This is a genomic window from Stenotrophomonas sp. STEN030, from assembly GCF_056759995.1.
The window spans coordinates 36,799-62,386 of sequence record NZ_JBRREB010000001.1; the positions used below are offsets into that span (position 1 = coordinate 36,799).

The following is a 25,588-nucleotide window of genomic DNA, read 5'->3' on the forward strand; positions in this document are numbered from 1 at the left end:
GCATCAATCCAGCGTCTGCACACCGCCGCCATTGACGAACAAGGTCTGGCCACTGACCCAATTGGATATCGGCGCAGCGAAATACAACACCGCACCGGCAATATCATCGGCCTCACCCAGGCGCTTGATCGGCGTATGCGACAGCATCCGTTCCTCGATCTCCGGCGTCAGCACCGTCGCCAATGCATCGGTGCGCACCGCACCCGGCCCCACCGCGTTGACGCGGATACCGGCCGGACCATAGTCATGTGCAAGATTCGCGGTCATATGGTTGATCGCCGCTTTTGATGCAGCGTAGGCACTGATCGCCGGGCTCTTGTTGATCGAGCTCATCGACGACATGTTGATGATGGAGCCGTAGCCTGCTTTCTTCATATGCGGCGCGCACAGCTGCGACAGCCGCCACGCACTGAACACGTTGATCTGGAAAGGCCGCTCGAACTGCTGCAGCGTGATCTCGAACGGACTCTCCCGCCCAGCACCTCCACCACCGGCGTTGTTCACCAGAATATGGATGCCACCAAGCTCACTCGCGGTGCGCTCGACCGTGCGCACCAGATCCTCGTCCTTGAGCACGTTGCACTCCAGTGCCAAGGCCTTGCCGCCAGCCGCCACGATTTCTGCTGCCACCTTTTCAGCTGCAGCCAGCTTCAGGTCGGCGATGGCGACGGCGGCGCCATAGGCCGCCAACATCAGCGAGCTGGCGCGGCCGATGCCATTGCCGCCACCGGTAACGATGGCCACTTTCCCAGAAAGGTCGAAATGCGCTTGCGGGATCATGGGGCGTACTCCTGTCCAGACGAATAGTCGATTCGCTGACCATACACCCAGCAGGCAGAAGCGAAGGTGATGCCCCTCCTCTCACATCACCTCGTTGGCCTGCCCGTGCACCAGCAGCAGATCAATCACTTGCCAATGTTCTTGTCTAGAAACGCTTCCAGCGCACGATAGAAGGTCGCGCTGTTGTTGTCGTTGTAGAAACCATGGCCTTCCCCCGCCACCGCCATCCACTCCGGCGGCTTGCCAGCGGAGACCAGCGCCGCGCGCATTGCATTTGCCTGGGCGATTGGCGTGCGTTCATCACGCTCGCCATGGGCAAGGAACACAGGTGCCTTGATGCTGGACGCCAGCGTGGTCGGTGAATTGGCCGCCAACTCCTCGTCGTTGCGCCCGATCACCCGGGTCAGGTAGTTCCGGCCATAAGCGTTGTCCTTTATGTCGCCCTTCTTGTACATCATCTTCAGGTCGTAAACACCGGCAAGGCCCACCGCACAGCGGATCAACTCTGGCTGCCGTGCGGCCAGCATCATCGCCGAGTACGCACCGAAGCTTGCGCCATAGCTGCACACACGCGAGGTGTCGGCCAGGCCCAGGGTCGCAGCATGGTTCAAGCCATCCAGCACGTCCTGCTGGATCCGCGTTCCCCACTGCAGGTAGCCGAGCTCCTCAAATGCATGTCCACGCCAGCCACTGCCTCGATAGTTGACCTGTACCACCAGATAACCGCGATTTGCGAGGAACTGCGCGTCGTTGTCGTAGAACCAGTCATCGCTTACACCGTGCGGGCCACCGTGCGACAGCAGCACGGTCGGCAATCGACGGTCCTCGCTGTTGCGTGGAATGGTCAGGATCGCCTCCAGCTCTGTTCCGTCGCCGGCCTTGAAACGTACCGGGCGACGTTCGGCCATCAGCGCCGGATCGATTCCATCGCGGGGTGACAGCACCTTTTCCAGTTTGTTGGTCGCACGCCGGAAGACATACCAGCCGCCAGGGTCACGATCACTGGCCAGGTGCACCAGGATCGTCTGGCCATCACGGCTCACGTCATCGAAGGTCACGTGCTGCGCCGGCAGCAGATCAGCCAAGGCCTTGTGCAGTTCCGCCTCTGGCTTGCCCGGGTCGAAGTACTGCAGCTGCGGGCGCCCCGCACCCGGCGAAGCAGCAAATGGCACCGCCGGATAGCGCGTCCATTGCGATAAGCCGACGCTGCTGAAACCATCTGCGAGCAAGGTATCCCGGTCACTACCGTCAGCAGCGCTGGATACCAGCGATGTTGGCCCATCATTGCGACTGAAGCGGCCATACACGCGCTGGTTGTCTGCCGAGAATGCGTAGGGCGTCCAGATGCCTCCCATCTTTTCCTGCGGGACCGGCTGCCAGCGCTGCCCATCCTCGGAGGCATACAGCAGATAGTTGTCGTCATCGTCGCGCCCCCATGCGTAGCGCGCTACGCCATTGCGGTCGATCACGAATTCCAGGCTCGGTACATTGACGCTGGCAATCAGCTTGAAGTTGGGGCGCGGCCCCGCATCCACCAGGTACAACATCGAATTGGTGGGGTTGCGCTTGAGTTGGCGCATGTAGAAGCGGCCGTCATTGCCCTGGGCCACACCCTCGATGAAGCCGAAGCCACGGTCCAAGCCGGCTGCGGCATTCTGCTGCTCGTAGCCGTAGATATAGCGCTGGTTCTGGCCGTCGAAATCGCTGGCGATGATCTCGCCCATCGGCTGCGGCTTTTCAAGCGAACCGTATTTTCGCCCCTTGGCGATCACCAGACGTTTGTCGCTTACCCAGATGATCTGGTAAGGGCTTTCAAAGCGCGGCAGACGCAGTACCGCAGTACGCTGCATGTCCGCCAAACGCAGCACCTGGAGTGCATGATTGCCTTCGCCGAAATCAGTTGCGAAAGCGAGATATTCCCCATTTGGTGACAAGCGCGGCATCGAAAACGGACTCGCCTTGGAGAATGCCTCCACCGGCACGGTCTGTGCGGCAACCGGAACCACCATCACGCCCAAAAGCGCCATCAAAAACAGTATCGCCGAACCCCGTACCCCTCGCTTCATGACTTCCCTCCCTGTAGTCAATTGGATCTGCGGAGATTAGTGCATTTGCAGCTCAGCTACAGTTATCCAGAGGCTCGGGGACGGGTCCGTGATTGCTGTTCTACCCTGGCATTACCCTGTACATGGCAGGATGCGCATCTGTAACCGCAAACAGGAGCATGTCGCCACATGCGACAGGGAAGCCGCAATCAACTCACCGCCTTGTCTGCAGCGCTGCTTTGCACAATGCCTTCAGTGGCCTCGGCCATGGCCCAATGTCCGCAGGAGTCGAGCAAATCCACGGCGTTCTGGCTGCTGGGCTGGTCGATCTTCGCGCTATTCGTTGTTGCCGGCGTAGTGCTGTTGGTGCTGATCTTCCGCGCTACCCGCACCGCGCGGCCGCAGCCGCGCTGGTTGCTGCGCATCGCCGGCATCCCGGCGATGCTGGCGATGTGGATGCTGGGCTTCGGCATTTTCCTGGGCCAGTTCGTGCTTGTGTGCTGAGACAACACCTTACGCTGCAGGGAACCACCAAGGTGATGCGGTGCCGGTATTGATCAACAGCGCGCGTGCGCGCACGAAGCGGCGGATCGAGGCTGTGCCCATGCGTGAGCCGCCCATGCCGGAGAGCTTGAAGCTCTGCTTTTCGGCGGTCTGCACCATGCCGGTCAGGCAGGCATCGTTGATGGAGATGCCACCAGCCTGCAGCTGACGTGCCACCCGCTGCGCTCGCTCGGGATTCTGAGTGAATACCGCAGCCGACAAACCGAACTCGGTCGCGTTGGCACGCGCGATGGCTTCGGCTTCATCGGCAACCACCATCACCGGCAATACGCTGGCGAAGCTCTCATCGGCGACTACGGCCATTTCGTCGGTAACGTCGACCAATACCGTCGGCGGGCACCAGACGCCGCCATGATCGATCAGCTCACCGCCGGTCAGCGCGCGAGCGCCCTTGGCCTTGGCGTCGGCCAACTGGCTGCGCACCAGCTCAACCTGCGAGGCAGCAATCACCGGGCCGATATGGCCCTGCTTTGGGTCCGGCCACGCCAGCTGCAACGCATCAGCTTCTTTTACCAGTGCGGCGATGAAGGCATCGGCCACCGGTGCCTCCACATAGACGCGCTCGATCGACATGCAGCTCTGGCCGCCGTTGACGAAGCTTCCCCAAGCCAAGGCGCGTGCGGCATGCTCGATATTGGCGTCGGACAGCACCAGTGCCGGGTCCTTGCCACCGAGCTCCAACGAAGCGGGAATGAAGCGGCGTGCACAGGCTTCGCCTACCTTGCGGCCGGTGGCTACCGAGCCGGTAAAACAGATCTGATCGCTGGCCTCGATCACCGCCTGGCCGGTAGCGCCAGCGCCGGTGACCAGCTTGAACACCTCGCCAAGCCCGGCTTCATCCAATGCTTCACGCAGCAACGGCACGAAGCGCGAGGTGACTTCGCTGGGCTTGGCCAGGATGCTGCAGCCTGCGGCAAGCGCCGGCACGGCATCGATCAGGGTCAGCATCAGCGGGAAGTTCCATGGGCTGATCACTCCTACCACCGCGAACGGCACCCAGGTCTGCTGGCTGTGGATGAAGGGAATGGCCTCCTGTTGCGCGGGCTTTTCCGCCAGACACGCTGCCGCCTGCTGCGCCCAGCGGCGAATCGCGGCGACAGTTCCATCCACTTCAATCTGCGATTCGTGCCAGCGGCCGGTATCGGCCAGCAGTGCATCAAGAAATCCGTCGCGGCGTGCGACCAGCGCATCGGCCAAAGCATTTAAGCGTGCGCAGCGTTCTTCGATGCTGCACGCGGCCCAATCGAGCTGCGCCTTGCGCAGGCCTGCGCCCAAGGGAGCAACCTCGACAGCAGAGGTGATCGGCAGTTCGCCATCGAACAGGCCGGTGCGCGGATTGCGTAGCGGCAGCGTGGTTGCGTCAGTCATTGCCCAATACTCCGGCGCTCAGCAGTGCATCAAGGGTGGCTTTCTGGCGGGCAGCGAAGTCGGCCCGCTGTGGGATCTTCATGCCGTCTCCGTCCAGCAGCGCGTTGGGCTTCAAGGCGGTGCTGCCGAGGCCGGCATTGATCGCAGCCTGCGGCAGCCGCGACAGGAAATTGCCCATGCCCGGGCGCAGGCGGCGGCGGCGCAGGCCGGCGATATCCAGATCGGCGTAGGCGGCCATCGACTCGCCGGTACCGGCGGCGGACAGCACCCGGCCCTGGTCATCGACAATCTTGCTCATGCCATCGGCGCTGCCCAGCGGAATGTCCACGCCACTGATGCCGGCGGTATTGGCCGAAACCACATAGGCCATGTTTTCCAGCGCGCGGGCGCGCTTGGCAATGTCTTTGGGGGTAAGTTCCGGGCTGCCGACTTCACTGGTCGAATGCAGGAACACTTCGGCACCGCGCAGTCCCATCGCCCGCGCGATTTCCGGGTAAAGAATTTCTTCCGAGGCGATGCAGGACAGGCGGCCGAGCGGTGTGCGCGCGACCGGGAACACGCCGTCGATGCCGTACACGTCCAGGTACTTGTCCCAGACATCATGCGGGCTGGGTGCGTATAGCGAGATCAACCGCCGGTAGCGCAGGATCTGGTTGCCGCTGTCGTCAAGGATCACCGAGGACTGGAAGTACAGCTCCGGGAAGTTGGGATCGCGCTCGTAGGCGTTGGAGCACAGATACACGCCGTTGTCCTGGGCGATGCGGCCGAGCTGTTCGTACTCGGCGCCATCCATGGAGAAGCAGCCCTTGGCCGCCCAGCCGGGAATGGTGTCGCCCAGCGGATAGCTGGTGGCGAAGTACTCCGGCAGCACCACCAGCTTCAGGTCGGCGCCGATGAAGGCTTTGGAGGCGCGGATCTGCCGGCCTACCCGCTCGATGTTGTCAGCCACCGCTGCAGCGGCAGCGGCCGGTGTTGCACAGGCATTGATGGCGCGGCAGGTGGTCTGCAGGGCCAGCGCGCGATAAGCGTCGATCATGGAGCCTTACCTTCGGTTGCGGTGTCGTTGAGGTCTTGCGTCTGCACGCCATCGGCTAGCAGCACGCGGAAGCTGCCGGTGCCGGCGCGCAGCGGTTTGATCGCGGCGTAGTCGGCGCTGTGCCAGAACGCCATGGCTGCCTCACGGTCGGGCCAGCAGGAAATCACCGTACGGCTTGGCGCGTGCACGCCTTCCAGACTGTGTTGTTCGCCGCCCATCACCAGGTAGTGGCCGCCATGGCGTGCGACGACGGCCGGGGTTGCGCGGGCATAGGCGGCAAAGCCCTGCGGATCGGTGATGTACGCTTCGATGATCAGATAGGCCGGCATGTGCACTGGCCTCAGCCGAAACGCGGCGCGCGCTTGTCGAGAAACGCAGCCGCGCCCTCGACGAAATCGCTGCTGCTGAAGGCATCATTGAAGGCCGCCTCGGCCTGCGCCACGCCGATGCTGGCATCGCCACCAAGGTGGCCGAGCACGGTCTTGATTGCGCGCCGCGCTTGGCCGGAGGTGGCCAGCAACTGCTGGACCTGTGCCTGTTCCAGTGCCTCGATGCCGTCCTCACCCGCCAACTGGTTGACCAGGCCCCAATCCAGTGCGGTGGCGGCATCGAGCAGGCGTCCGGTCAACAGCATTTCGCGGGTGCGGGCCATGCCGACCGTGTTGACCAGCCGACGGCTGTCATCGGCGCTGTAAACTAAACCGAGCTTGGCTGGGGTGATAGCGAACCGGCTGCGGGCACTGGCCAGGCGCAGGTCACAGGCCAAGGCCAAGCCAAGGCCGCCGCCCACGCAGGCGCCGTCGATGACGGCCAGCGTGGTCTGCGGCAAGCGTTGCAGTTTGAGCTGGGTGCGTTGGACCTGGGCGTTGTTGGCGGCAAAGGCCTCCGGAGCGGTGAGCAGCTGACCGAGTTCGTCGATATCGGCGCCGGCACTGAACGCCCCCGGCACGCCGGATACCACCACGATCTGGGCGTCACTGGCGGCAATCGCGTCCAGTGCGGCCTCGATCGCCGCCCAGTGGCGGGTGGCCAGGGCATTGCGCTTGTCGGGTCGGTGGATGCCGATGCGGGCGAGCGCGCCGTCACGGCTCCAGCAAATCACGGTTTCTTCAGTGACCATGGCCTATCCTATTTGTTCTATCGTTATAGCATTAAGCCAAAGGAGGGTGAAGCGAGATGTCCCAAGACACACTGGCCACACTATTGAGTGCCAACGCGCACAAGCTGTTGCGCAATGACTTGCCGACGCCCCTTTACCACCAGATGTTCAGCCTGCTGCGCGACCGCATCCTCAATGGCGAGATCCCGCGCGGCGCCCGCATTCCCACCGAGTTCGACCTGGCCGACGGCTTTGGCGTGTCGCGCATCACCGCCAAGCGGGCGCTGGACGAACTGGCCGCCGAGGGCCTGGTAGAGCGCCGCCGCGGCAAGGGCACCCATGTCATCCACCGTTCCCGGCCCAAGCCGATGCACAGCCCGCTGACCGGGCTGCTGGAAAGCCTGGAAGTGCTGGCCGAACACACCAAGGTGCAGCTGCTGCAGTTCCGCCGCGGGGTGCCGCCGGAGCCGATCCGGGCACTGTTCGATACCGGCCCACGCGACGTGCTGGTGCAGGCGATCCGCCTGCGCCTGCGTGGCGATGTCCCGTTCGGCTACTACATCAGCTGGACCAATACCGATCACCCCGAATTCAACGAGGCACGGCTGGCCAACAGCTCGCGCTTGAAGCTGTTCCATGCCGCCGGCATCCAGATCAAGCAGGTGGAACAGGTGCTGTCAGCAGTGAACGCCGACGCCATCGCCGCCCTGCACCTGAAAGTGGAACCGGGCACGGCACTGCTGGCCTTGGAGCGCCGCTCCTACGATGGCGACGGCAATCTGGTCGACCTGCTCAACGTGCAGTACCGGCCGGACCAGTTCACCTACCAGATGACCCTGGACGTGGACGACGGCACCCCGCTGTAAGCCGTCAGCACCACCAGCTCCCCGCTGCGAAAACGCCGCCCCGACCGGGCGGCGTTTTGCGTTTGGCAGGCTGCGCTGCCCGGCCGGAAAGACATAAGGCTAAGACCTATATGCCTTTGCAGTGCAACACGGGAGCGCTGCAATTTTGGCCACTTTCCCCGTTCGATCAATTGCTTATGCGCTTGCTGCAGCGCACGACGAAGCTGTGACGGCTCCGCTTTTGCCACATTGATTGTCCGGACAAATAGCGAAAGACTGGAAAGCAGACGCACCGGCACGCCACTGACCGCTGTGCGCCTGCGCCACCTATCCCCGTTCACGCTATGAGGCAGGCAATGAAGGAAGTTCTGTACCGCAGTGCGCTGGCAGTCGCGATCGTGACCGCCCTTGGCAGCAACCCCGCGCTGGCGCAGCAGGCCAGCGGTGACGATCAGGCGGTGCAGCTGGATCAGGTCAGCGTCACCGCGCAACGCCGCGAAGCGCAGATGCAGAAGACGCCGCTGAGCATGAGCGTGATCAGCGGGCCGGAGCTGGACCGCATGCAAGTCAAGCGCGTGGACGACATCAAGTTCGCCGCGCCCAACATCATCATCGAGCAGAACACCGGCACCAGTTCCGGCGCCAAGATCTTCATGCGCGGTGTGGGTGCCGATGAGTCGATGTTCACCAATGACCCGGCAGTGGCGTTGTACATCGACGATGTCTACATCCCGCGCCAGAACGGGGCGATGTTCGACCTGTATGACGTCGAGCGCATCGAAGTGCTGCGCGGCCCGCAGGGCACGCTGTACGGCCGCAATGCAACCGGCGGCGCAATCCGCTACATCTCGCGCAAGCCCACCGGCGAAAGCAAGCTGGCGCTGGATGGCAGCATCGGCAACCTCGGCCGCCGCGACGCGCGGCTGAGTTTTGCCACCCGCATCGGCGAGACGCTGGATATCTCCGCTGCCGCACTCAGCCGCCAGCGCGATGGCATACTCAAGGACATCACCCACAATCGCATGGTCAACGACCAGGACGTGCTGGCCGGGCGCCTGTCGCTGGCCTCGACCTGGGGCGAAGCCTCCTATGCCACCTTGAGCATCGACCGCCTGCGCGAGCGCTCCACCCCGGCCTGGGGCACACCGGTAGCACTGGATGCCAATGGCAACCAGGTGCCGCGCCTGGGCAGCTTCTACAAGACCGAAACCGACACGCTGGGCTTGAACGACATCGACCAGTTCGGCGTTGCACTGACCAATGAAACCGACTTCGGTGCGTTCTCCTGGCGCAGCATCGCGCACTACCGCACGCTGGACCATCACTTCTACATGGACGTGGACGGCACCGCGCAGACCCGCTATCACCTTGAACAGGACCAGCACCAGAACCAGAAGGGTTACGAGGCGCAATTCACCTCGCAGCTGGACGGTCCTTTCAGCTGGGTAGCCGGCGTGTTCGCGTTCAAGGAACACAACGACCAGCCAACCCGCAGCGACATCTTCGTGCGCGGTGGCACCAACTACATCGCCCAGGACACCTCGGCGTATGCGATCTACGCACAGGGTGACTATAAATTCACCGACAAGCTGACCCTCACCCTGGGCGGCCGCTACAGCTATGAGAGCAAGGATTTCTCGGTGCGCGCGGTCAAGGCCAATGGCGACCCCAATTTCAGCAAGAACATGAGCAACAGTTGGAACCGCCCGGACTGGAAGGCGCTGCTGTCCTACAACTTCAATGACAACGTGATGGGCTACGCCAGCGTCACCACCGGCTTCAAGAGTGGCGGCTTCAATGGCCGCGGCAGCACGCCGACAACCCTGGTGCAGGTGGATGCAGAAACCCTGCGCGCCTATGAGATAGGCATCAAGTCGACGCTGTGGGAAAACCGCCTGCGCTTGAACGGCAATTACTACAGACTGGATTACGACGGCATCCAATTGGCCGCAGTAAACCCTGAAGGCATCTTCGTGGTCACCAACGCCACCGGCGCCCTGATCCAGGGCATCGAGCTGGAAGCAGAGGCGCAGCTGACCCGCGGGCTGAAGCTCAACGCCACGCTCGGCACCATCGATTCGGAATACCAGAAGTACAAGGCCATCAACGCCGCCTACTTCCGCGGCCACCCGATGAAGAACGCACCGAAGCTGCAATGGACCTTCGGCAGCAGTTACGTGCAACCGCTTGGCAATGCCGACCTGGTGTTCAGTGCACAGGCGCGCTACACCGACGACTACTTCCAGAACCAGGATGCCTCGCGTCTGATCATGCGCAAGGCCGGGCATGAGTACAACGCACGCATCGCCTACGAACCGCGTGATGCGCAGTGGTCGGTGGCGCTATGGGGCAAGAACCTGAGCAATGAATTCGCCTCCACCGGCGGCTTTGATATCGCTGGACTGGGCGTAGGCGTGATCTACCCGAACGTGCCGCGTACCTACGGCATGGAGTTCAGCTACCGGTTCTGGTGAGGGCGGATAGCGACAGGTAGTGCCGAGCCATGCTCGGCAGGGGCTTCGCCCGCCAAGGCCAGAGCGCCCTCACCCCAACCCCTCTCCCGCAGGCGGGAGAGGGGCTAAAGCGGCAGTGCCGAGCCATGCTCGGCAGCGGCTTCACCCGCCAAGGCCAGAGCGCCCTCACCCCAACCCCTCTCCCGCAAGCGGGAGAGGGGCTAAAGCGGTAGTGCCGAGCCATGCTCGGCAGGGGCCTTCCCGGCGACGCATCAGCCAGCGAGAGCGCCTCCCAACCCAACCGATTACTGCCCGAAACACAACAAGGTCTATACCTACGACCCTTTTAGCTATATAGATATATCATTAAGATTACTTCGGACCTGCTGGTAGCCCACCGTGGACCCGTTCACCACCCAATCCCTGGAGGGCATCCTCCGCCGTGACCTGCATGCGCCGCTGTACCACCAGCTACAGGGCTTCCTGCGTGGGCTGATCGAACGCGGCGAGATCGGCGACGGCGAACAGCTGCCCCGTGAGGAAGAGCTGGCCCGGCGCCTGCGCATCTCGCGGGTCACCGTGCGCCAGGCGCTGCAGCTGCTGGCCAACGATGGCCTGCTGGTACGCCAGCGCGGACGCGGCACCCGTGTGGTCGGTGGCAGCAGCAGCCGTAGCTCCAGCATCCCGATGCCGCTGAAGACGCCGCTGGGCGAGCTGATCCACAGCCTCGATACCCTGGCCAGCAATACCCAGGTACGCCTGCTTGGCTGGGAACGCGTGGTCCCACCCGAGCCGATCCGCGAGCAGTTCGGCAGCGGCCCACAGGAAACCCTGGTGCATTGCGTGCGGGTGCGCTCGCGCCACGGCCAGGCCTTCGGCTACTACGCCAGCTGGACCCGCACCGCACATCCGGAGTTCAACGCCGAACAACTGGCCTATGGCTCGCGCATCGCTTTGTTCCGCCGCTGTGGCATCCGCTTCGTGCAGGTCCAGCAGACCGTCAGTGCGCTGCGTGCCGGCGCGATGACCGCCATGCACCTGCAGATGTCGCCCGGCCAGGCAGTGATGAACCTGACCCGCCGTTCCTACGGCCCCGACCAGCAGTTGCTGGATCTGCTCGACATCCAATATCGCCCCGACCAGCTGCGTTACCAGATGCGCCTGGACTACGAAACCAACAAGCCGGAGACATTTGTTTGAGTGCAACTGTGAGTGCAACGCTTGCCGAAAAAATCCTCGCCCGTGCCTGTGGGCGTGAGGCCGTGCAGGCGGGTGAAATCCTCACCGCCAAGCTCGACCTGCTGATGATGCATGACTCCGGCGGTCCGCGCCGGGTCGCCTCACGGCTGGAAAAGCTCGGTGCCAAGGTGTGGGACCCGAACAAAGTCGTGGTGGTCTCCGACCATTTCGTACCGGCGGTGGACATGGAAAGCGCCGACATCCTCGCCCTCACCCGCAAGTGGGCGCAGGCGCATGGCGTCACCCACTACGACATGCTCGGCATCTGCCATGTGGTGCTGCAGGAACACGGCCACGTGCAGCCCGGCATTTTCTGCATTGGCGGTGATTCGCACTCGCCCAGCGGTGGCGCCTTTGGTGCCTTCATGGTCGGCATGGGCGCCACCGACATCACCGGCGCACTGGTCACCGGTGAAGTCTGGCTGCGTGTGCCGCAGACCACCCGCGTGCAACTCGATGGCGTGCTCGGTGCGGGCGTCAGTGCCAAGGATGTGATGTTGATGCTGTGCGGCCAGTACGGCATGGGCAACGAAGGCCAGGTGTTCGAATACGGTGGCAGCGCGGTGCAGGCAATGCCGATGCATGAGCGCCTGACCCTATGCAACATGGCCGCCGAGCTCGGCGCCGAGACTGGCATCGTCGAGCCCGACGCGACCACGCTCGCCGCGCTGGAACAGGCCGGCAAACCTTTCAACGGTGATCTTGCGCAATGGCGCAGCGATGCCGATGCCAACTACCTCCACCACTACCGCTATGACGCAGCGCAGATCGCGCCGCATGTGGCCGCGCCGCACAGCCCGGCAAACAGCCGTCCGGTAGGCGAGCACGGCAAAGTGCACGTCGATCAGGCATACATCGGTGCCTGCACCGGCGCCAAGCTCACTGACCTGCGCATGGCAGCCGAAGTATTGAAGGGCCGCAAGATCGCCAAAGGCACGCGTCTGCTGATCGCCCCGGCCTCGGTAGCGATGACTGCGCAGGCCGCAGCCGAAGGCACGCTGGCGACGCTGACCGAAGCCGGCGCCATCCTGCTGCCGTCCGGCTGCGGCGCCTGTGCCGGCATGGGCGCGGGCATGCTCAGCAGCGGCGAAGTATGCATGTCCACCACCGCGCGCAACTTCAAGGGCCGAATGGGCTCGGCCGAGGCACAGGTCTATCTCGGCTCGCCATACAGCGTTGCCGCCGCCGCGGTTAAAGGCGAGATCTGCGATCCACGCGAGTTGTTGGGAGAAAATGTTTGAACGTCCGTGGCAAAGCCTTCGTGTTCGGCGACCGCATCGATACCGATGTGCTGGCGCCCGGTCCCTACATGCGCGAACCAATGAGCGTGCTCGCCAGCCACTGCCTGGAAGCGGTGGACCCGGACTTCGCAAGCGAAGTTCGCCGCGGCGACATCGTGGTGGGTGGTGAATCCTTCGGCATTGGTTCCTCACGCGAACAGGCGGTGCAGGCGCTGGCCGAGCTTGGCGTAGGCGCGATCATCGCCAAGTCATTCGCACGTATCTTCTATCGCAACGCACTCAATCTCGGCGTTCCCGCGCTGGTGTGTGCGACGCTTGAGGCATCGCGTGGCGATGAACTGGAAGTACGCCCGGTGGAGGGACGCATCATCAATCACAGCACAGGTCGTGAGTTCGACTGCGAGAAGATTCCCACCGAGCTGATGGCGATCGTTGCCGGCGGCGGGCTGATGCCGTGGCTGGAGCGCAAGCTGGCGACGGAGCGGCGCACATGAAGCAAGGCATCATCCATGCGACCTTGATTGCGCCGGACCTGCAGCAGGTCTGCGCCGCCTATGTCACGCAGCTGGCGTTGCAGGTGCAGCAACGCGGCGCACTGGGTGCCGAGGATGCCGCTGCACTCGATCTGGTGGATCTTGTCGGCGCGCCGCTGGCATGGCTGGCCAACAGCGCGGGCGAGCCGGTGCTGCGGGTGATTGAAGACCCGCATGCAGTCGTTGCCGAACCCATGTTCCGCCACGGCTGGTTGTCGCTGGAAGTGCTGGTTGGCGATATCGACAGCTTGGCCGCCGGCCTGCAGGCGCCGTTCAAGGTATTGGGTCCGGCCGCCAATCTGGAACTGAGCGATGCCATCCGCGCCGCGCAGGTGCTGGGCCCCTGCGGTGAGCTGCTTTACCTCACCCAGATCAAGGCAGCGGTGCCGCCGTTCGACCTGCCGATGACCGACGCTACGGTTGCCAACACCTTCATCGGGGTGATGACCACACCAGATCGTGATGCCTCGCAACGTGCCTGGTCTGCATTATTGGGTGCCAAGGGTTGGGCGTTCGATACCAAGATCACTGTACTCAATCGTGCCTATGGGCAGGCCTTGGACGGCCGCTACCCGGTGGCCGTGGTGCCGATGCCCGGGCAGTGCATGGTGGAGATTGACCAGGTTGACCTGCCTGCTTCGAACGAGCAGCGGCATGCGGGTCAGTACAGCCTGGGGCTGCGTTTGCCGGCGGTGGATGCTGCTGTGCTGGCTGAGGCCGGCTGGGTTGCCATGGATGCTGGTGAGCGACGCAGCCTGCGCGGGCCAGCTGGAGAGCATGTGGAGTTGCTTGTTGGGTAATGGGATGCCAAGTAAAGGCAACAGCTCCAAAGCACCCCTCCCCAACCCTCCCCTGCGCTTCGCGCAAGGGAGGGGGTAGAAGCGGCGCTACCATGAACTGGCAGAGCGCCGCCAACAGCCCCCTCCCTTGCACCGAAGGTGCAGGGGAGGGTTGGGGAGGGGTGCCTTTCGCATTGCTCCCATGACCTTTGCCATGTGTAACCAGCACTACACAAGCATAGCGTCAGCGTTTACCCAAGCACTTGAGGTAGGCGCAATGCGGACCCTGACGCTGGCTGCAGCCATCGCTGCCATCACCTACCTGGGCGTGGCAACGCCAGCCGCGGCGCAGGTCGCGCCGATGACGCCGGACATCACCGGCAAGAAATTCATCGCCCCACAGCCAGCCCGCGACTTCGACAAGCGCGAGGTGATGATCCCGATGCGCGATGGGGTCAAGCTCTACACCGTCATCATGATTCCCAAGGGCGCGCACAACGCGCCGATCCTGTTTACCAGAACGCCTTACAACGCGGCTGGCCGGGTTGATCGCACACCTGGGGCGACGCATCTGGTCGATGCCCTCGCCCAAGGCGACACCGTGTTCGCCGAGGACGGCTACATCCGCGTGTTCCAGGATGTGCGCGGCAAGTACGGCTCGGAAGGTGATTACGTGATGACGCGACCGCCACGCGGCCCGCTCAATCCTAGCAAGATCGATCACAGCACTGATGCCTGGGACAGCATCGACTGGCTGGTAAAACACCTGCCCGAGTCCAATGGCAAGGTCGGCATGCTCGGCTCTTCCTACGAAGGCTTCACCGTGGTGATGACCTTGCTTGATCCGCACCCCGCGCTGAAAGTGGCCGCGCCGGAAAGCCCGATGATCGACGGCTGGATGGGCGATGACTGGTTCCAGCACGGTGCCTATCGGCAGGTAAACCTCGGCTACTTCAGCGGGCAGATGACTGCGCGCGGTACCGGCGCAAAAATCGCCATGCCAACCGGCGATGACTACAGCAGCTTCCTGCAGGCGGGTTCGGTTGGTGCCTTCGCCAAGACCCTGGGGCTGGAACAGATACCGGCCTGGCACAAGGTCAGTGAGCACCCGGCCTACGACGCATTCTGGCAGCAGCAGGCGCTGGACAAACTATTGGCCGAGCTGCCGGAGATCACGGTTCCCACCATGTGGGAGCAAGGCCTGTGGGACCAGGAAGATATCTATGGCGCACATACCGCCTGGGCCGCATTGGAACCCAAGGACCACGACAACAAGCGCAACTTCCTGGTGATCGGGCCCTGGCGACACAGCGGCGCCAATTACAACGGCAGCTCGCTCGGCGCGCTGGACTTCAACGGCGACACCGCATTGCAGTGGCGGCGCGATGTGCTCAAGCCGTTCTTCGACCAATACCTCAAGGACGGCGCACCAGCTGCCGACACGCCGCCGGTGTGGGTCTACAACGCAGGCAGCAATCGCTGGGACAGCTACAGCAACTGGCCGCAGAGCTGCACGCAAGGCTGCACCGGCAATGCACGCAGACTCTATCTCAATGCCGACGCGCAGCTTGGCTTCAGCAGCACCAACAGCGGCGCGCAGTACGCCGAATATGTTTCCGATCCGGCCAAGCCTGTTCCCTTCGTGCCGCGACCGGTCAACATGGGTGATCGCGATGTCTGGACGACATGGCTGGTGCGCGACCAGCGCTTCGTCGATGGTCGCACCGATGTGCTGACTTACACCGGCCCGGTATTGGACAAGCCGATGAAGCTGGCGGGCATTCCGCAGGTGCAGCTCAGTGCATCCACTTCGGGCAGCGACAGCGACTGGGTGGTCAAGCTGATCGATGTCTATCCCGATCAGTATCCCGACAACCCGAAGATGGCCGGTTACCAGCTGCCGTTGGCGGTCAGCATCTTCCGCGGTCGCTATCGCGAGAGTTTCAGCCAGCCGAAAGCGATCACGCCGGATGCGCCGCAGACTTACAGTTTCGATCTGCCCAACGTGAACCAGACCCTGCAACCCGGGCACCGCTTGATGGTGCAGGTGCAGTCCAGCCTGTTCCCGCTCTACGACCGCAATCCACAGAAGTACGTGGACAACATCTTCTTCGCCCAGCCCGGTGACTACCGCAAGGCCACGCAGCGTATCTGGAACAGCAGCGAGCATCCCAGCTACATCACGCTTCCGGTTGTTGAGTGATGGTGTTTTGGTAGCTGCCTTGGCGACGGCCATCATCGTGTAAAGCCTGCGCGATGCTCGCGGATATGAATCTGTTGGTGACGAATTCTGCTGCAACGGAAGCGGCGTGAGCTTCGCGGCTTACGCCGCTCCTACATGCAGGCGTTTGGCCTTGTTTCTCTGCCGTTGCAGATACATCTGTTACAGCTGTAGGTAGCAACATTGCCTGCAACGCAACGGAGCATGTATGAAGCGCAGAAGACTTAGCCAGCGCAGCATCATCCTGATCGGCGTCGCCGTCATCGTCCTGGCCATCGCCGTGTCGGTTGCGCCTTGGTGATTGTTAACGCTGCGTGGCAGACCGCAACGCAGCGCACATCAAAGCTGTGATTTTGCCGTGCAGATACGAAGCAATGCCCGTAATGCGAACCCCATCATTGCCGCGTGTTCATGATACGGGCTATAGCTTGATGGCGGGATTCGGGGGGATCGCATACCGGAGTAATGCCAATGGACAAGATTAAATTTTTCCTCGAAGGGCCTGGCCGTCAGCTTCGACTCGTCACCCTGCTGGCAACCGAGTCCAAGAACATCGCCAAGGGCAGCAGTGATGGCCGCCGTGTCGCCACCATGGGTCTTAGCGATGTCTGCTTCCATACGATGGTCGACGAGCAAGGCAACATCGCCAAGCAGGTCGATTTCGATGGCTACCGCTTCAAGTTCCATGATTCCAATCTTCCTTGGGATCTTATGATCGCTTGAGCCACGATGCGCATCGCGGCCCGTGCATTACGCGAAATTTGCGTTTCCTGCACCTGCTCATCACCGGATGCAGTCATCGGCTTAATCGCGCTACGTGCACCCTGCAGTTGGAGCATCGTTGCTCTGATCGGAGACACGTCATGGATACCCGCAAGATGAAGCAACTGCTGTTCGCAGGCATGATCGCCATTGGCTGCGCAGGCACTGCCCTCACCGTGCAGGCCGCTGGTCAATCCACGCACGGTCATGAGTCCGAACAGCCCGGCACCGATACATGGATCACCACCAAGGTGAAAGCCGAGTTGCTGACCACCAAGGATGTGTCCGGCATGGAGATCAAGGTCGAGACCGTCAACGGTGTGGTGGCACTGAGTGGCACCGTTGCCAGCAAGGTCGAAGCCGACCGGGCCATTGCCGCTGCCAAGGGCATCAAGGGTGTCAAAAATGTGGACAGCTCGGCGCTGATGGTGGCTGCAGCGCATTGATGCGCTGATCGCACTGCAAACCCGCGGATGGACGCACACACAGAAAGCGGCACCATCTGGTGCCGCTTTCTGTTGCATCGGAGCCTGTTGTCGCCCTTACCCGGGCGACAACAAGCGGTACACCTTAAATCAGGTCCACCCGCACCGTATCCTGCACCAGCAACTCGGCATCCAGACCAGAGTGCTGATAGACAACATAAGAGACGCCGCCGATGGACTGTTTGCCCATCGAAGCCCAGTCGCCCAGATCCGGGCCGCCAACACCGAGCAGATCATCCAGTTTGACCACGTCGCCAGCGTTGCCCTTCACCATCATCTGCACTGTCTGCTTTGCGCCTTGATGGAACAGGTCAACCTGGCCATTGGCCAGAACGTCCTGCAGTGACAGACTCAAGCTGTTGTTGCCAGTACCGGTGATATCGAAAACTTCGATGGAATCGATCCTGCCCTTCAACGCCGCCAGATCCAACTTCTGATTGGCGCCAGTGAGCTTGAGCGTGTCCACGCCAGCACCACCGGAAACACCGCCGCTGCTGGCAGCCGTCAGGTTGGCAACATTGGCCAGCGAGAACACGTTGTCCTCGTCACCGCCATAGTAGGTGCCAGCCTTGCCATCGATCGTCTGGTTGCTGAGCACGTTGAGCTCGCTGCTACCGCCACGTATCTGGAAGTCATCCAAGCCAATCCAGTCCCACGAACCAATACCGGTGTAACCCGGCACCTTGTAGCCGGTGCTCACCACCATGTACGAGAAGTCCTGCCCGGCCGGCGCCTTGAACGAAGCATTCAAGGAGTTCGGCCAATACGCTGACAGCGACAGCTGCCCAACCAACGCACCGCTGGCTGTGTAGAACTTGACCACGGAGGGATCGAAGTAGCCGGTCTGCAGATTGGTCACCAGGAACTTGAGCTCGGAAACCGGGCCTTCGGTGAAGTCGATGCGGGTACGCCCGGTGACGCCGATCTTCATGCCGGTATAGACCGCGGGATCGTAGCTGGTCAGCCCGGTGATCGCGTCAGGTATCTGCCAAACATCATGATCGACCTCGGAGGTGATACGCAGCCCGTTGTAGGTCGTGCTTTTCCCGCTACTAAGATTTACGTAGCCGGCGTTGTTGAAGTCGATGAGCTTGTTGTCGCCCATGTCGCGGTACTTCGAGCTGTTGCCAGCCTTGTCGATGATCGCGGCCATGACGTCACCGCTGGCGACAGCGAACCCCGGGTAGATCCGCACGCTTCCCGCCGCCACATCCTTGACGGTCAGTGCCTGATCAAAGCGCTGCCCATTCAATACAACACTGACAATGTCGCCAGCGGACACGGCCGCTGTCTTGAATGCCACCGTCAGGTAGGAGCCGTCGACGCTGAGTTTGGTTGGTGCATCCGGCGCGAGGGTATCGAGGAATACAGCTCGCGATTCCACTTCGCCACTGCGGCCAGCGTCATTCACCACCATGGTCTGGATAGACCAGTTGCCGCTGTGGCTGTTCTTGTCCTGTGCAGCCCAGCTGAGACCATCCACCGTCGCCACGCTCCAGCTCACGCCACCGTCGGTAGATACCAACAGGCGTTCATCTGCAGCCAGTTGTGCGCTGAGCGAACCCTGCATCAGGCGCCCGGCGCCGCCATCATTGGTAAGCCAATCGCTGCTGCTCACGCCCCAGTCCTTGCCCATCGCAGTGACGGTGGCAATCTGTGTGGGCACCGGCGCCTTGACCACGATGATGTGCTTCTCCGAATGGTCGGAGGCATTGCCGGCCTTGTCGGTCATCACCACTTCAAATTCATGCTGACCATCAGCAAGTTCGGCATCCGGAGTGAACACCCAGCTACCGTCATCGGCGACCAGCGTCTCACCGATCACCTGACCGTTGTCGATGATGGTGACGGTAGCGCCTGCCTCGCCCTTGCCCGACAGCGTGGGCATATTGTCATCCGTGCCGCCGCCATTGCTGATCGCACCGGTTTGCGGTCCAACGTCGTCCAAAACCTCGCTTATTGACGGCGCCTCGGGAGCAACCTTGTCAACGAAGATCACATACGGCTCGGACAGATCGCTGACATCGCCGTCGTCGGATTCGTGCAGGATGCTGATGCTGTGCCTGCCGTCGGAGAGCGGAAAAGCTGGCGTGAACGTCCACGCGCCATTTGCTGCTACCCGAACCCGCCCAAGCAGCTCAGAACCATCATAGATATGGATGAGATCACCCGGATTGCCTTTGCCGGTGATCTCCGGGCGGCCATCATCGGTATAGCCACCGTTGCCGATATCACCCGTCCTGCTGCCCTGATCGTCGATGATCGCCTCGATCACAGGGACGCTGCCTCCGGCATACACATCGAGAGGGTTGAACTTCGCCGTCTGCGGGATCTGACCGTAACTCACTGCGTTCACTTGTTGTCTCCATTGACTTGAATAGGCCGTGCAATTGCGTTGCAGCGGCTGTGCGCCTGACGTCAGAACGAAGCCTGTGTTCATGGCGCTATCTGCACGCGCACGGCGGCGCGGCCTCCGGCGCCATTGCTGGAGGTCGTTGCCGACAAACGCGTGTCTCATCGCGAGTGGCAGGGCAAGGCGGCGTAGAGACGCCTGCCCAAACTGCTCGTCGTAGCGTTCCAATCAGTGGATTGGAGGGGCTCTACCTTTGCGCATCGAACTCTGCTCTTGATGCTGTCTGCTACATGGCCACCATGCGACCGTGCAGCACGCGATACGTCTCAAGGTCCCAATCAAGAACCTCGTTGCTGCTGCAAAAGTCCAAACCAGCGCGGCCACAGAGCGGAATTCCTTTCATGTATTCACGCGCGGTAACACGTCTCCCTACTGGCTTTGGAACGTCTGGGCGATGCAAGCAGCCAATGCAACGCCGTTGGCAGGATTATCGGTAGCGGCCCCGGAGAGCAACATGGGAATCAACTTGAAACCGTATCCATACCTTGGCCTTTAAACCTGCAGATTCATCTGTGAAACGGGATGCCGCTGGGCGCTGGAATTTCGCCAGAACTGGTTTCACTTCCGAAACCTCGCCGGCTTCAGCATGGCGAAACTGCGCAGACAAGCGTCTTGCTGGATTCCACTTATCGCCCTTTCCTGAAAGGAAAAGACGGGCAACGCGACTGTTCTGATCCGCATCTACGCCCGTTCGATGGCCGGCTGCGAACACACCGAAGGCGAAGGCTGTGCTTGTCGGGATCGATCGCCAGCCTGCCGCACAGCTGCAGCCTCACGCAGCAAAAGCCAGTAGCTCGCTGCACATCAATCACCGCCAGCAAAGTTCCCCAAAAGCACACCTAATTTATGTACTGGTCAGTTTGGTATTCAGGGTGGATTCCGTCGGCTAACGGATAATTCACAACTATCGAACGGCCACAGATTCAGGCCGTAACGATCAAGACCAATAACGAGGTAATGCCGAAATGAAGACTTCTTTGATCGCTTTGGGCCTGCTGGCCGCCCTGCCGTTCGCCGCTTCGGCTGCCGATGGCCTGTCCTACAACTATGTGGAAGGCGGCTATGTGAACACCGATACCAAGGGCGGCGACGCCGACGGTTTTGCGGTGAAGGGCTCGGTCGCGGTACACCCGAACTTCCATGTGTTCGGTGAGTACAACGCGCAGGAAACCGACAAGAGCAAGGTTGATGTTGACCAGTGGCGCCTGGGTGTTGGCTACAACTACACCGTGGCCCCGAACACCGACCTGCTGGCACGTGCGGCCTACCAGAAGCTGGATCTCGAGTACGGCCCGAAGTTCAGCGGCTACAGCGCTGAAGTCGGCGTGCGCACTGCCTTCACCCAGAACATCGAGGGCTACGCCCTGGCCGGTTACGAGGACTTCAGCAAGAAGCGTGGTTACGATCCGGACGGCGAGTTCTATGGCCGCGTTGGCGCCACCGCCAAGTTCAACCCGAACTGGGGCCTGACCGGCGAAGTGAAGCTGGCCAAGGCTGGCGACAAGGAATGGTTCGTCGGCCCGCGCTTCACCTGGTAAGCGACAAAGCAACAAGTAACAGATAGCGGTGTTGTATGGCGCGTGACCTCTCTCCCACGCGCCGCTGGAAGCCCGGTCCTCCCCCGACCGGGCTTCTTTTTTTGGGGCGGCGCCCGCCGGTAGTGCCGAGCCATGCTCGGCACTACAGAGCGCGCAAAGAAAAGCCCGGCATTGCCGGGCTTCTTCGTTAAACTTCGCTCATCCTTACTTGAACAGCGTGTCCGGATATTCCGGCTTCTGCTCACGGGCCAGCAGCTGCTGCAAGCCTTCGGATGGGCTGAGTTCGCCGTGCAGCACTGACTGCACTGCCTTGGAGATCGGCAGATCGATGCCGTGACGGTCGGCCTGGCGCATGACTTCATCGGCGGTCTGCACCGATTCCACCACCTGGCCGATTTCCTTCACTGCATCGGGCAAGCTCTGGCCGCGGCCAAGCGCCAGACCCAGGCGACGGTTGCGCGACAGGTCGCCGGTGCTGGTCAGCACCAGATCGCCGAGGCCAGCCAGGCCCATCAGGGTCTCCGGCTTGCCGCCAATGGCAGCCGCCAGCCGCAGCATTTCGTTGAGGCCACGGGTGATCAGGCCTGCACGGGCGTTCAGGCCCAACTGCATGCCATCCGCCACGCCGGTAGCTACCGCCAGCACGTTCTTCATTGCCCCGCCCAACTCGGCGCCGACCATGTCGTCGCCGGTATAGGCGCGGAATGCCGGGCCATGCATGGCATCGGCCACCTGCTGGGAAAACGCTTCGTCATCGCCGTGGACGGTGATGGCGGTGGGCAGGCCCAGGGTGACTTCCTTGGCGAAAGACGGGCCGGTGACCACGGCCAACGGCACCTCCGGGCCCAGCACTTCACGCGCTACTTCATGCAGGAAACGGCCTGAGCCGGGCTCGAAGCCCTTGGTTGCCCAGGCTACGCCTGCACCGGCCGGCCGCAGCGGCGCCAGCGCGCGCACGGTTTCGGCAAAGGCATGCGAAGGCACCACCACCAGGATCCAGTCTGCCCCGGCAACGGTGGCAGCCAGGTCGGTGCTGGCGCGCAAAGATTCTGGCAAGGGAATCCCCGGCAGATACCGGGGATTCTCATGACGCTGATCAATCGCCTCGATTACCGCTGCATCACGTCCCCACAACACGGTCGTATGACCGTGCCGGGCCAACAGGGTGGCCAGCGCGGTGCCCCAGGAGCCCGCGCCAACAACGGCGATCTTTTCTGCGTCGTTCGTACTCATACAGAAGCGCAGACGCCGATCAGGCGTTGCCAGCCGGCTCGGAGTCGGCCAGCGACGGCTCACCCTGCTGCTGACGCTGACGCAGGGTTTCGGCGTACAGGCCTTCAAAGTTGATCGGCTGCAGGTAGAACGGCGGGAAGCCGCCAGCCTGGATCAGGTCCGACACCATCGAACGCACGTACGGGAACAGGATGTTCGGGCACTGGGTGCCGAGCAGCACGTCGATTGCCTGCGGCTCCAGACCGATCAGGCCGAACACGCCAGCCTGCTCAACTTCGGCCACATAGGCGGTCTTGTCGCCTGCCTTGCAGGTCAGGGTCACGCCCAGCACCACTTCAAAAGCGGTGTCGGACAGGCGCTGCACCTTCTGGTTCAGGTTCAGCTGCAGGTCCGGCTGCACGTTCTCGTTGAAGATGACCGGGGAGTTCGGCGACTCGAACGAAACGTCCTTGACGTAGATCTTCTCGATGGTGAAAGCCGGGCCGTTGGCGGATTCGTCGGCCGGGACTACGCCGTTGGTGTTCTCTTCGGACATTGCTCAAGACTCCAGAACAGATTGTTCATTGAATGGGATTAGTACAAGACCAGCGATGGGGGCGGTTGCCCACCTACACAAGCCCTAACTGAAAATTTGCTGACTCAGTTGCGGCCTTTGACCAACAGCAGATCTGCTGCCTGCCATGCCGGCAAACCACCGTCGAGAACATAAACCTGCTCGTAACCGGCTTTTTTCAGTGCTTTGGCTGCTGTTGCCGAGGCATTGCCGGTACGGCACAGCAGTACCACCGGGCTCTGCTTGGCGTTGGCCAGCAGCTTGTGCGCGGGGGTCAACTGGGCCGGCTGCACATTGCGGCTACCGGCAATATGGCCCTTCTCGAAGTCGGCGGCAGCCGACAGATCGATCACGGTCGCACCGCCGGCATTGATCATATGGGTCAATTCGGACGGCTTGAGCGACTTGTAGCCGCGGAACAGGCGTGCGACCTCGGTGGCAATGATGGCCACCGTCAGGCCAACCAAGGCCAGCGACAACATCGGATTTCGGCCGGCGAAGGCCAGCAACTCTTCGTAATTCACTCAGGTCACGGGTCGATAAGCGGGCAGGGATTGTCGCACAGCCGGTGAAAATGCAGCCAATGCCTCATTGGCCCTGCCAAAGATCAGGTAAACCAGCCGCCTGCCACCAGCGCTTGGCCTCCGGATCCCAGCGCCAGCGCTCATTGACCATCACCAGCCGTTCGGCCTGGGTATTGCGGTTGATCACGCCCATTTCCACCCGCCGCTCGATGCTGCCATCGGCGCCAGCACCTACCGAACGCTCGCGGTAACTGGACACCTGGATCTGCCGGTAGCGCTCACGCTGCAGGTCGGTGATCGGGCGCTGCAGCAGGTACTGCGGGTCGATGAAGCCTTCCGCCTTGTCGAAATCGCCCCAGCGCACGGCCGCGACATAGGCATCCTGAGTCGGTCCCAACTTGCTGCGTTGGGACCGGCTCGGCCCTTCGGCCTGGGCTGCACCGGCCACCAGCGACAGGGCGATGACAACGGACTGGAACAGGTTTCGATACATGCAGGCCCCCTCGGTAATGGCCGATCTTAGCCTTTGCCGAGGGCAACGAAGCGCCCTTCGAATTCGGCCGCGCCACCTTCGATCGCCGACCGTACCGTCACCCGCGCACGGCCGCGCTTGCTGAACGTGGTCAGGAATTCATCCCAATCCTGGTCCGGGGCCAGCCGCGCAGTCGCCAGCAGGTCACCATAGACCGGCGCGCGGTAGCGGATATTGCTGTCGGCCACGTAGACCTCGGCCTGCTTGCCAGCCAAGCCCAGGCGCATGCTGACCAGCGCCCAGCCCGACAGGGTCATTACCGAAGCCAGACTGCCGCCGAAGGCATTGCCCTTGTCGTTGATGTTGACGTCCAGTGGCGCCTGCATGCGCAGCACGCCATTGTCGTAGCCGGCAATGTGGATGCCCATCGCCGCAACCGGCGGCATTGCCGTGAGAGTGCGCTGAAGGTTTTCCAGCAACACGGGGTCATCAAAATGTTCGGACATGGACGCGCACGCAAAACGGAAAGCGCCCGCATAATGCATGGAATGAACCGCCCCGCCTATGTGCCAGCCGACACGGTCTGGCATCTCATCTCGATGCGTCCACAAGGGCAGCACGACACCTTGCGCAGCGCAGCTGCGCGTTTGGGTGCACGTACGCTGGCGTTGTCACCTTGGCGGCTGCAGATGCGTACCGATGAGGCCACCCGCGAGCAGCTGAACGCAGCCCGCGAATACGATCGACTGGTGTTCACCAGCCCTGCCGCCGCCGAAGCCGCTGCGCGGCTGTTGCCGTTGGCCGCGCTTCGTGCAGGCAGCCTGATAGCTGTTGGTGAAGGCACCGCACGCGCCTTGCGCCGCCGTGGCGCAACCAGCGTGCAGGCGCCGACCCGGATGGACAGCGAGGGCCTGCTGGCCTTGCCCGCCATGCAGCACCTGCACGGCCTGCGCGTGGCCTTGGTCACCGCGCCAGGTGGCCGCGGTGTGATTGCAGCGCAGGTGCGCGAGCGCGGTGCAAACCTGCACCGTATCGATGTCTACGAACGCGTGCCGCTACCGGTCAGCAAGGCCACCATTGCCCGTCTACTGGCGCTGCCCAGCCCCTATGCGGTGGCGATAAGCAGCGGCGAAGCACTGCAGACGGTACTGCCCTATCTGCCACCGGACTTGTTGCAGCAATGGCAGCGGGCCGCTGCGGTCGCTGCCAGCGCACGACTGGCGGAACTTGCCACCGAACTTGGCTTCCGCAACATCAGCGTCGCCGCCGGGCCCCTGCCTGCACAGCTGGCCAGCGCCGCCCACGCCGCGCTTTTCCCGGCCGCTGGCTGAGCGCAGTAACAAAGGCGACTTGCAGGCATGCAGCGCGCGGGCGATGCTTTGCCTGCACCAACAGCGTGGTCACC

Annotated in this window: 24 protein-coding genes; 12 read left to right on the top strand and 12 right to left on the bottom strand. The window is 62.4% G+C overall.

Annotation, left to right across the window (positions count from 1 at the left end; genetic code table 11):
* Positions 1-3: 3 nt before the first annotated feature.
* Entirely contained in the window at positions 4-780 is a 777-nt protein-coding gene (locus tag ACVOLR_RS00170; protein WP_481534642.1) for a glucose 1-dehydrogenase, read from the bottom strand.
* Between the two features lie 125 nt (positions 781-905).
* Complete coding sequence (locus tag ACVOLR_RS00175) at positions 906-2,807, bottom strand: alpha/beta hydrolase family protein (RefSeq protein ID WP_481534643.1); 1,902 nt, start codon at positions 2,805-2,807, stop codon at positions 906-908.
* Positions 2,808-3,092: 285 nt separating this feature from the next.
* Between ACVOLR_RS00175 and ACVOLR_RS00180 the strand changes: the two genes are divergently transcribed.
* The gene (locus ACVOLR_RS00180) at positions 3,093-3,329 is read left to right on the top strand and encodes a hypothetical protein (RefSeq protein WP_481534644.1); all 237 of its coding nucleotides are present in this window, start codon (positions 3,093-3,095) and stop codon (positions 3,327-3,329) included.
* A gap of 9 nt (positions 3,330-3,338) precedes the next feature.
* Here the strand turns inward: ACVOLR_RS00180 and ACVOLR_RS00185 are convergent, their stop codons facing one another.
* The 4 genes from ACVOLR_RS00185 to ACVOLR_RS00200 are packed head-to-tail and all read right to left on the bottom strand — an operon-like array spanning position 3,339 to position 6,913.
* A complete protein-coding gene (locus tag ACVOLR_RS00185) occupies positions 3,339-4,757 on the bottom strand; it encodes an aldehyde dehydrogenase family protein (protein ID WP_481534645.1) in 1,419 nt (472 codons plus the stop codon).
* Positions 4,750-5,793, bottom strand: a complete 1,044-nt coding sequence (locus ACVOLR_RS00190; protein WP_481534646.1) for a nitrilase-related carbon-nitrogen hydrolase — start codon at positions 5,791-5,793, stop codon at positions 4,750-4,752. The genes ACVOLR_RS00185 and ACVOLR_RS00190 overlap by 8 nt, the downstream gene beginning before the upstream one ends.
* Positions 5,790-6,122: a DUF1330 domain-containing protein gene (locus ACVOLR_RS00195; protein ID WP_481534647.1), complete on the bottom strand. Its 333-nt coding sequence runs from the start codon at positions 6,120-6,122 to the stop codon at positions 5,790-5,792. The genes ACVOLR_RS00190 and ACVOLR_RS00195 overlap by 4 nt, the downstream gene beginning before the upstream one ends.
* Positions 6,123-6,133: 11 nt before the next feature.
* Entirely contained in the window at positions 6,134-6,913 is a 780-nt protein-coding gene (locus tag ACVOLR_RS00200) for an enoyl-CoA hydratase/isomerase family protein (protein WP_481534648.1), read from the bottom strand.
* Positions 6,914-6,969: 56 nt separating this feature from the next.
* On the opposite strand from ACVOLR_RS00200, the gene ACVOLR_RS00205 reads away from it, so the two are divergent.
* The 9 genes from ACVOLR_RS00205 to ACVOLR_RS00245 all read left to right on the top strand — a co-directional run bounded on the left by ACVOLR_RS00205 (position 6,970) and on the right by ACVOLR_RS00245 (position 17,411).
* The gene (locus tag ACVOLR_RS00205) at positions 6,970-7,758 is read left to right on the top strand and encodes a GntR family transcriptional regulator (protein ID WP_481534649.1); all 789 of its coding nucleotides are present in this window, start codon (positions 6,970-6,972) and stop codon (positions 7,756-7,758) included.
* 335 nt (positions 7,759-8,093) lie between these two features.
* Positions 8,094-10,211 (top strand): TonB-dependent receptor, encoded by a 2,118-nt coding sequence (locus ACVOLR_RS00210; RefSeq protein WP_481534650.1) that lies wholly within the window; start codon positions 8,094-8,096, stop codon positions 10,209-10,211.
* Positions 10,212-10,589: 378 nt separating this feature from the next.
* Complete coding sequence (locus ACVOLR_RS00215) at positions 10,590-11,390, top strand: GntR family transcriptional regulator (RefSeq protein ID WP_481534651.1); 801 nt, start codon at positions 10,590-10,592, stop codon at positions 11,388-11,390.
* An 8-nt stretch (positions 11,391-11,398) separates the two neighbouring features.
* Positions 11,399-12,670, top strand: coding sequence for a 3-isopropylmalate dehydratase large subunit (locus tag ACVOLR_RS00220; protein WP_481534652.1), 1,272 nt, complete (start codon positions 11,399-11,401; stop codon positions 12,668-12,670).
* Positions 12,667-13,164, top strand: a complete 498-nt coding sequence (locus ACVOLR_RS00225; protein ID WP_481534653.1) for a LeuD/DmdB family oxidoreductase small subunit — start codon at positions 12,667-12,669, stop codon at positions 13,162-13,164. The genes ACVOLR_RS00220 and ACVOLR_RS00225 overlap by 4 nt, the downstream gene beginning before the upstream one ends.
* Positions 13,161-14,003 carry a hypothetical protein gene (locus tag ACVOLR_RS00230; RefSeq protein ID WP_481534654.1) on the top strand — a complete coding sequence of 281 codons (843 nt, stop codon included), beginning with the start codon at positions 13,161-13,163 and terminating at the stop codon, positions 14,001-14,003. Before ACVOLR_RS00225 ends, ACVOLR_RS00230 begins: the two co-directional genes overlap by 4 nt.
* A gap of 256 nt (positions 14,004-14,259) precedes the next feature.
* Entirely contained in the window at positions 14,260-16,185 is a 1,926-nt protein-coding gene (locus ACVOLR_RS00235) for a CocE/NonD family hydrolase (protein WP_481534655.1), read from the top strand.
* Between the two features lie 489 nt (positions 16,186-16,674).
* Positions 16,675-16,926 carry a hypothetical protein gene (locus ACVOLR_RS00240; protein WP_481534656.1) on the top strand — a complete coding sequence of 84 codons (252 nt, stop codon included), beginning with the start codon at positions 16,675-16,677 and terminating at the stop codon, positions 16,924-16,926.
* Positions 16,927-17,105: 179 nt separating this feature from the next.
* The gene (locus ACVOLR_RS00245) at positions 17,106-17,411 is read left to right on the top strand and encodes a BON domain-containing protein (RefSeq protein WP_481534735.1); all 306 of its coding nucleotides are present in this window, start codon (positions 17,106-17,108) and stop codon (positions 17,409-17,411) included.
* Between the two features lie 124 nt (positions 17,412-17,535).
* On the opposite strand, the gene ACVOLR_RS00250 is transcribed toward ACVOLR_RS00245, so the two are convergent.
* Positions 17,536-19,806, bottom strand: coding sequence for an Ig-like domain-containing protein (locus ACVOLR_RS00250; protein ID WP_481534657.1), 2,271 nt, complete (start codon positions 19,804-19,806; stop codon positions 17,536-17,538).
* A 1,022-nt stretch (positions 19,807-20,828) separates the two neighbouring features.
* On the opposite strand from ACVOLR_RS00250, the gene ACVOLR_RS00255 reads away from it, so the two are divergent.
* Complete coding sequence (locus tag ACVOLR_RS00255; protein WP_481534658.1) at positions 20,829-21,401, top strand: OmpO family porin; 573 nt, start codon at positions 20,829-20,831, stop codon at positions 21,399-21,401.
* Positions 21,402-21,605: 204 nt separating this feature from the next.
* Here ACVOLR_RS00255 and ACVOLR_RS00260 read toward each other — a convergent pair whose 3' ends face one another.
* The 5 genes from ACVOLR_RS00260 to ACVOLR_RS00280 form a co-directional block, all read right to left on the bottom strand.
* Entirely contained in the window at positions 21,606-22,634 is a 1,029-nt protein-coding gene (locus ACVOLR_RS00260) for an NAD(P)H-dependent glycerol-3-phosphate dehydrogenase (protein ID WP_481534659.1), read from the bottom strand.
* 19 nt (positions 22,635-22,653) lie between these two features.
* Complete coding sequence (gene secB, locus ACVOLR_RS00265) at positions 22,654-23,169, bottom strand: protein-export chaperone SecB (protein WP_481508655.1); 516 nt, start codon at positions 23,167-23,169, stop codon at positions 22,654-22,656.
* Positions 23,170-23,273: 104 nt separating this feature from the next.
* Positions 23,274-23,711 (bottom strand): rhodanese-like domain-containing protein, encoded by a 438-nt coding sequence (locus tag ACVOLR_RS00270; protein WP_481534660.1) that lies wholly within the window; start codon positions 23,709-23,711, stop codon positions 23,274-23,276.
* Between the two features lie 64 nt (positions 23,712-23,775).
* A complete protein-coding gene (locus ACVOLR_RS00275) occupies positions 23,776-24,204 on the bottom strand; it encodes a hypothetical protein (protein ID WP_481534661.1) in 429 nt (142 codons plus the stop codon).
* A gap of 26 nt (positions 24,205-24,230) precedes the next feature.
* Complete coding sequence (locus ACVOLR_RS00280; RefSeq protein ID WP_481534662.1) at positions 24,231-24,689, bottom strand: YiiD C-terminal domain-containing protein; 459 nt, start codon at positions 24,687-24,689, stop codon at positions 24,231-24,233.
* Between the two features lie 42 nt (positions 24,690-24,731).
* Between ACVOLR_RS00280 and ACVOLR_RS00285 the strand changes: the two genes are divergently transcribed.
* Positions 24,732-25,514, top strand: coding sequence for a uroporphyrinogen-III synthase (locus ACVOLR_RS00285; protein WP_481534663.1), 783 nt, complete (start codon positions 24,732-24,734; stop codon positions 25,512-25,514).
* The last annotated feature ends 74 nt before the right edge of the window (positions 25,515-25,588 follow it).

Bases quoted from the DNA above. Each gene is read 5' to 3' on its own strand.
- ACVOLR_RS00170 (WP_481534642.1), bottom strand. From the start codon at position 780: ATGATCCCGCAAGCGCATTTCGACCTTTCTGGGAAAGTGGCCATCGTT.
- ACVOLR_RS00175 (WP_481534643.1), bottom strand. From the start codon at position 2,807: ATGGCGCTTTTGGGCGTGATGGTGGTTCCGGTTGCCGCACAGACCGTG.
- ACVOLR_RS00180 (WP_481534644.1), top strand. From the start codon at position 3,093: ATGGCCCAATGTCCGCAGGAGTCGAGCAAATCCACGGCGTTCTGGCTG.
- ACVOLR_RS00185 (WP_481534645.1), bottom strand. From the start codon at position 4,757: ATGACTGACGCAACCACGCTGCCGCTACGCAATCCGCGCACCGGCCTG.
- ACVOLR_RS00190 (WP_481534646.1), bottom strand. From the start codon at position 5,793: ATGATCGACGCTTATCGCGCGCTGGCCCTGCAGACCACCTGCCGCGCC.
- ACVOLR_RS00195 (WP_481534647.1), bottom strand. From the start codon at position 6,122: ATGCCGGCCTATCTGATCATCGAAGCGTACATCACCGATCCGCAGGGC.
- ACVOLR_RS00200 (WP_481534648.1), bottom strand. From the start codon at position 6,913: ATGGTCACTGAAGAAACCGTGATTTGCTGGAGCCGTGACGGCGCGCTC.
- ACVOLR_RS00205 (WP_481534649.1), top strand. From the start codon at position 6,970: ATGTCCCAAGACACACTGGCCACACTATTGAGTGCCAACGCGCACAAG.
- ACVOLR_RS00210 (WP_481534650.1), top strand. From the start codon at position 8,094: ATGAAGGAAGTTCTGTACCGCAGTGCGCTGGCAGTCGCGATCGTGACC.
- ACVOLR_RS00230 (WP_481534654.1), top strand. From the start codon at position 13,161: ATGAAGCAAGGCATCATCCATGCGACCTTGATTGCGCCGGACCTGCAG.
- ACVOLR_RS00235 (WP_481534655.1), top strand. From the start codon at position 14,260: ATGCGGACCCTGACGCTGGCTGCAGCCATCGCTGCCATCACCTACCTG.
- ACVOLR_RS00240 (WP_481534656.1), top strand. From the start codon at position 16,675: ATGGACAAGATTAAATTTTTCCTCGAAGGGCCTGGCCGTCAGCTTCGA.
- ACVOLR_RS00245 (WP_481534735.1), top strand. From the start codon at position 17,106: ATGATCGCCATTGGCTGCGCAGGCACTGCCCTCACCGTGCAGGCCGCT.
- ACVOLR_RS00255 (WP_481534658.1), top strand. From the start codon at position 20,829: ATGAAGACTTCTTTGATCGCTTTGGGCCTGCTGGCCGCCCTGCCGTTC.
- ACVOLR_RS00260 (WP_481534659.1), bottom strand. From the start codon at position 22,634: ATGAGTACGAACGACGCAGAAAAGATCGCCGTTGTTGGCGCGGGCTCC.
- secB (WP_481508655.1), bottom strand. From the start codon at position 23,169: ATGTCCGAAGAGAACACCAACGGCGTAGTCCCGGCCGACGAATCCGCC.
- ACVOLR_RS00275 (WP_481534661.1), bottom strand. From the start codon at position 24,204: ATGTATCGAAACCTGTTCCAGTCCGTTGTCATCGCCCTGTCGCTGGTG.
- ACVOLR_RS00280 (WP_481534662.1), bottom strand. From the start codon at position 24,689: ATGTCCGAACATTTTGATGACCCCGTGTTGCTGGAAAACCTTCAGCGC.
- ACVOLR_RS00285 (WP_481534663.1), top strand. From the start codon at position 24,732: ATGAACCGCCCCGCCTATGTGCCAGCCGACACGGTCTGGCATCTCATC.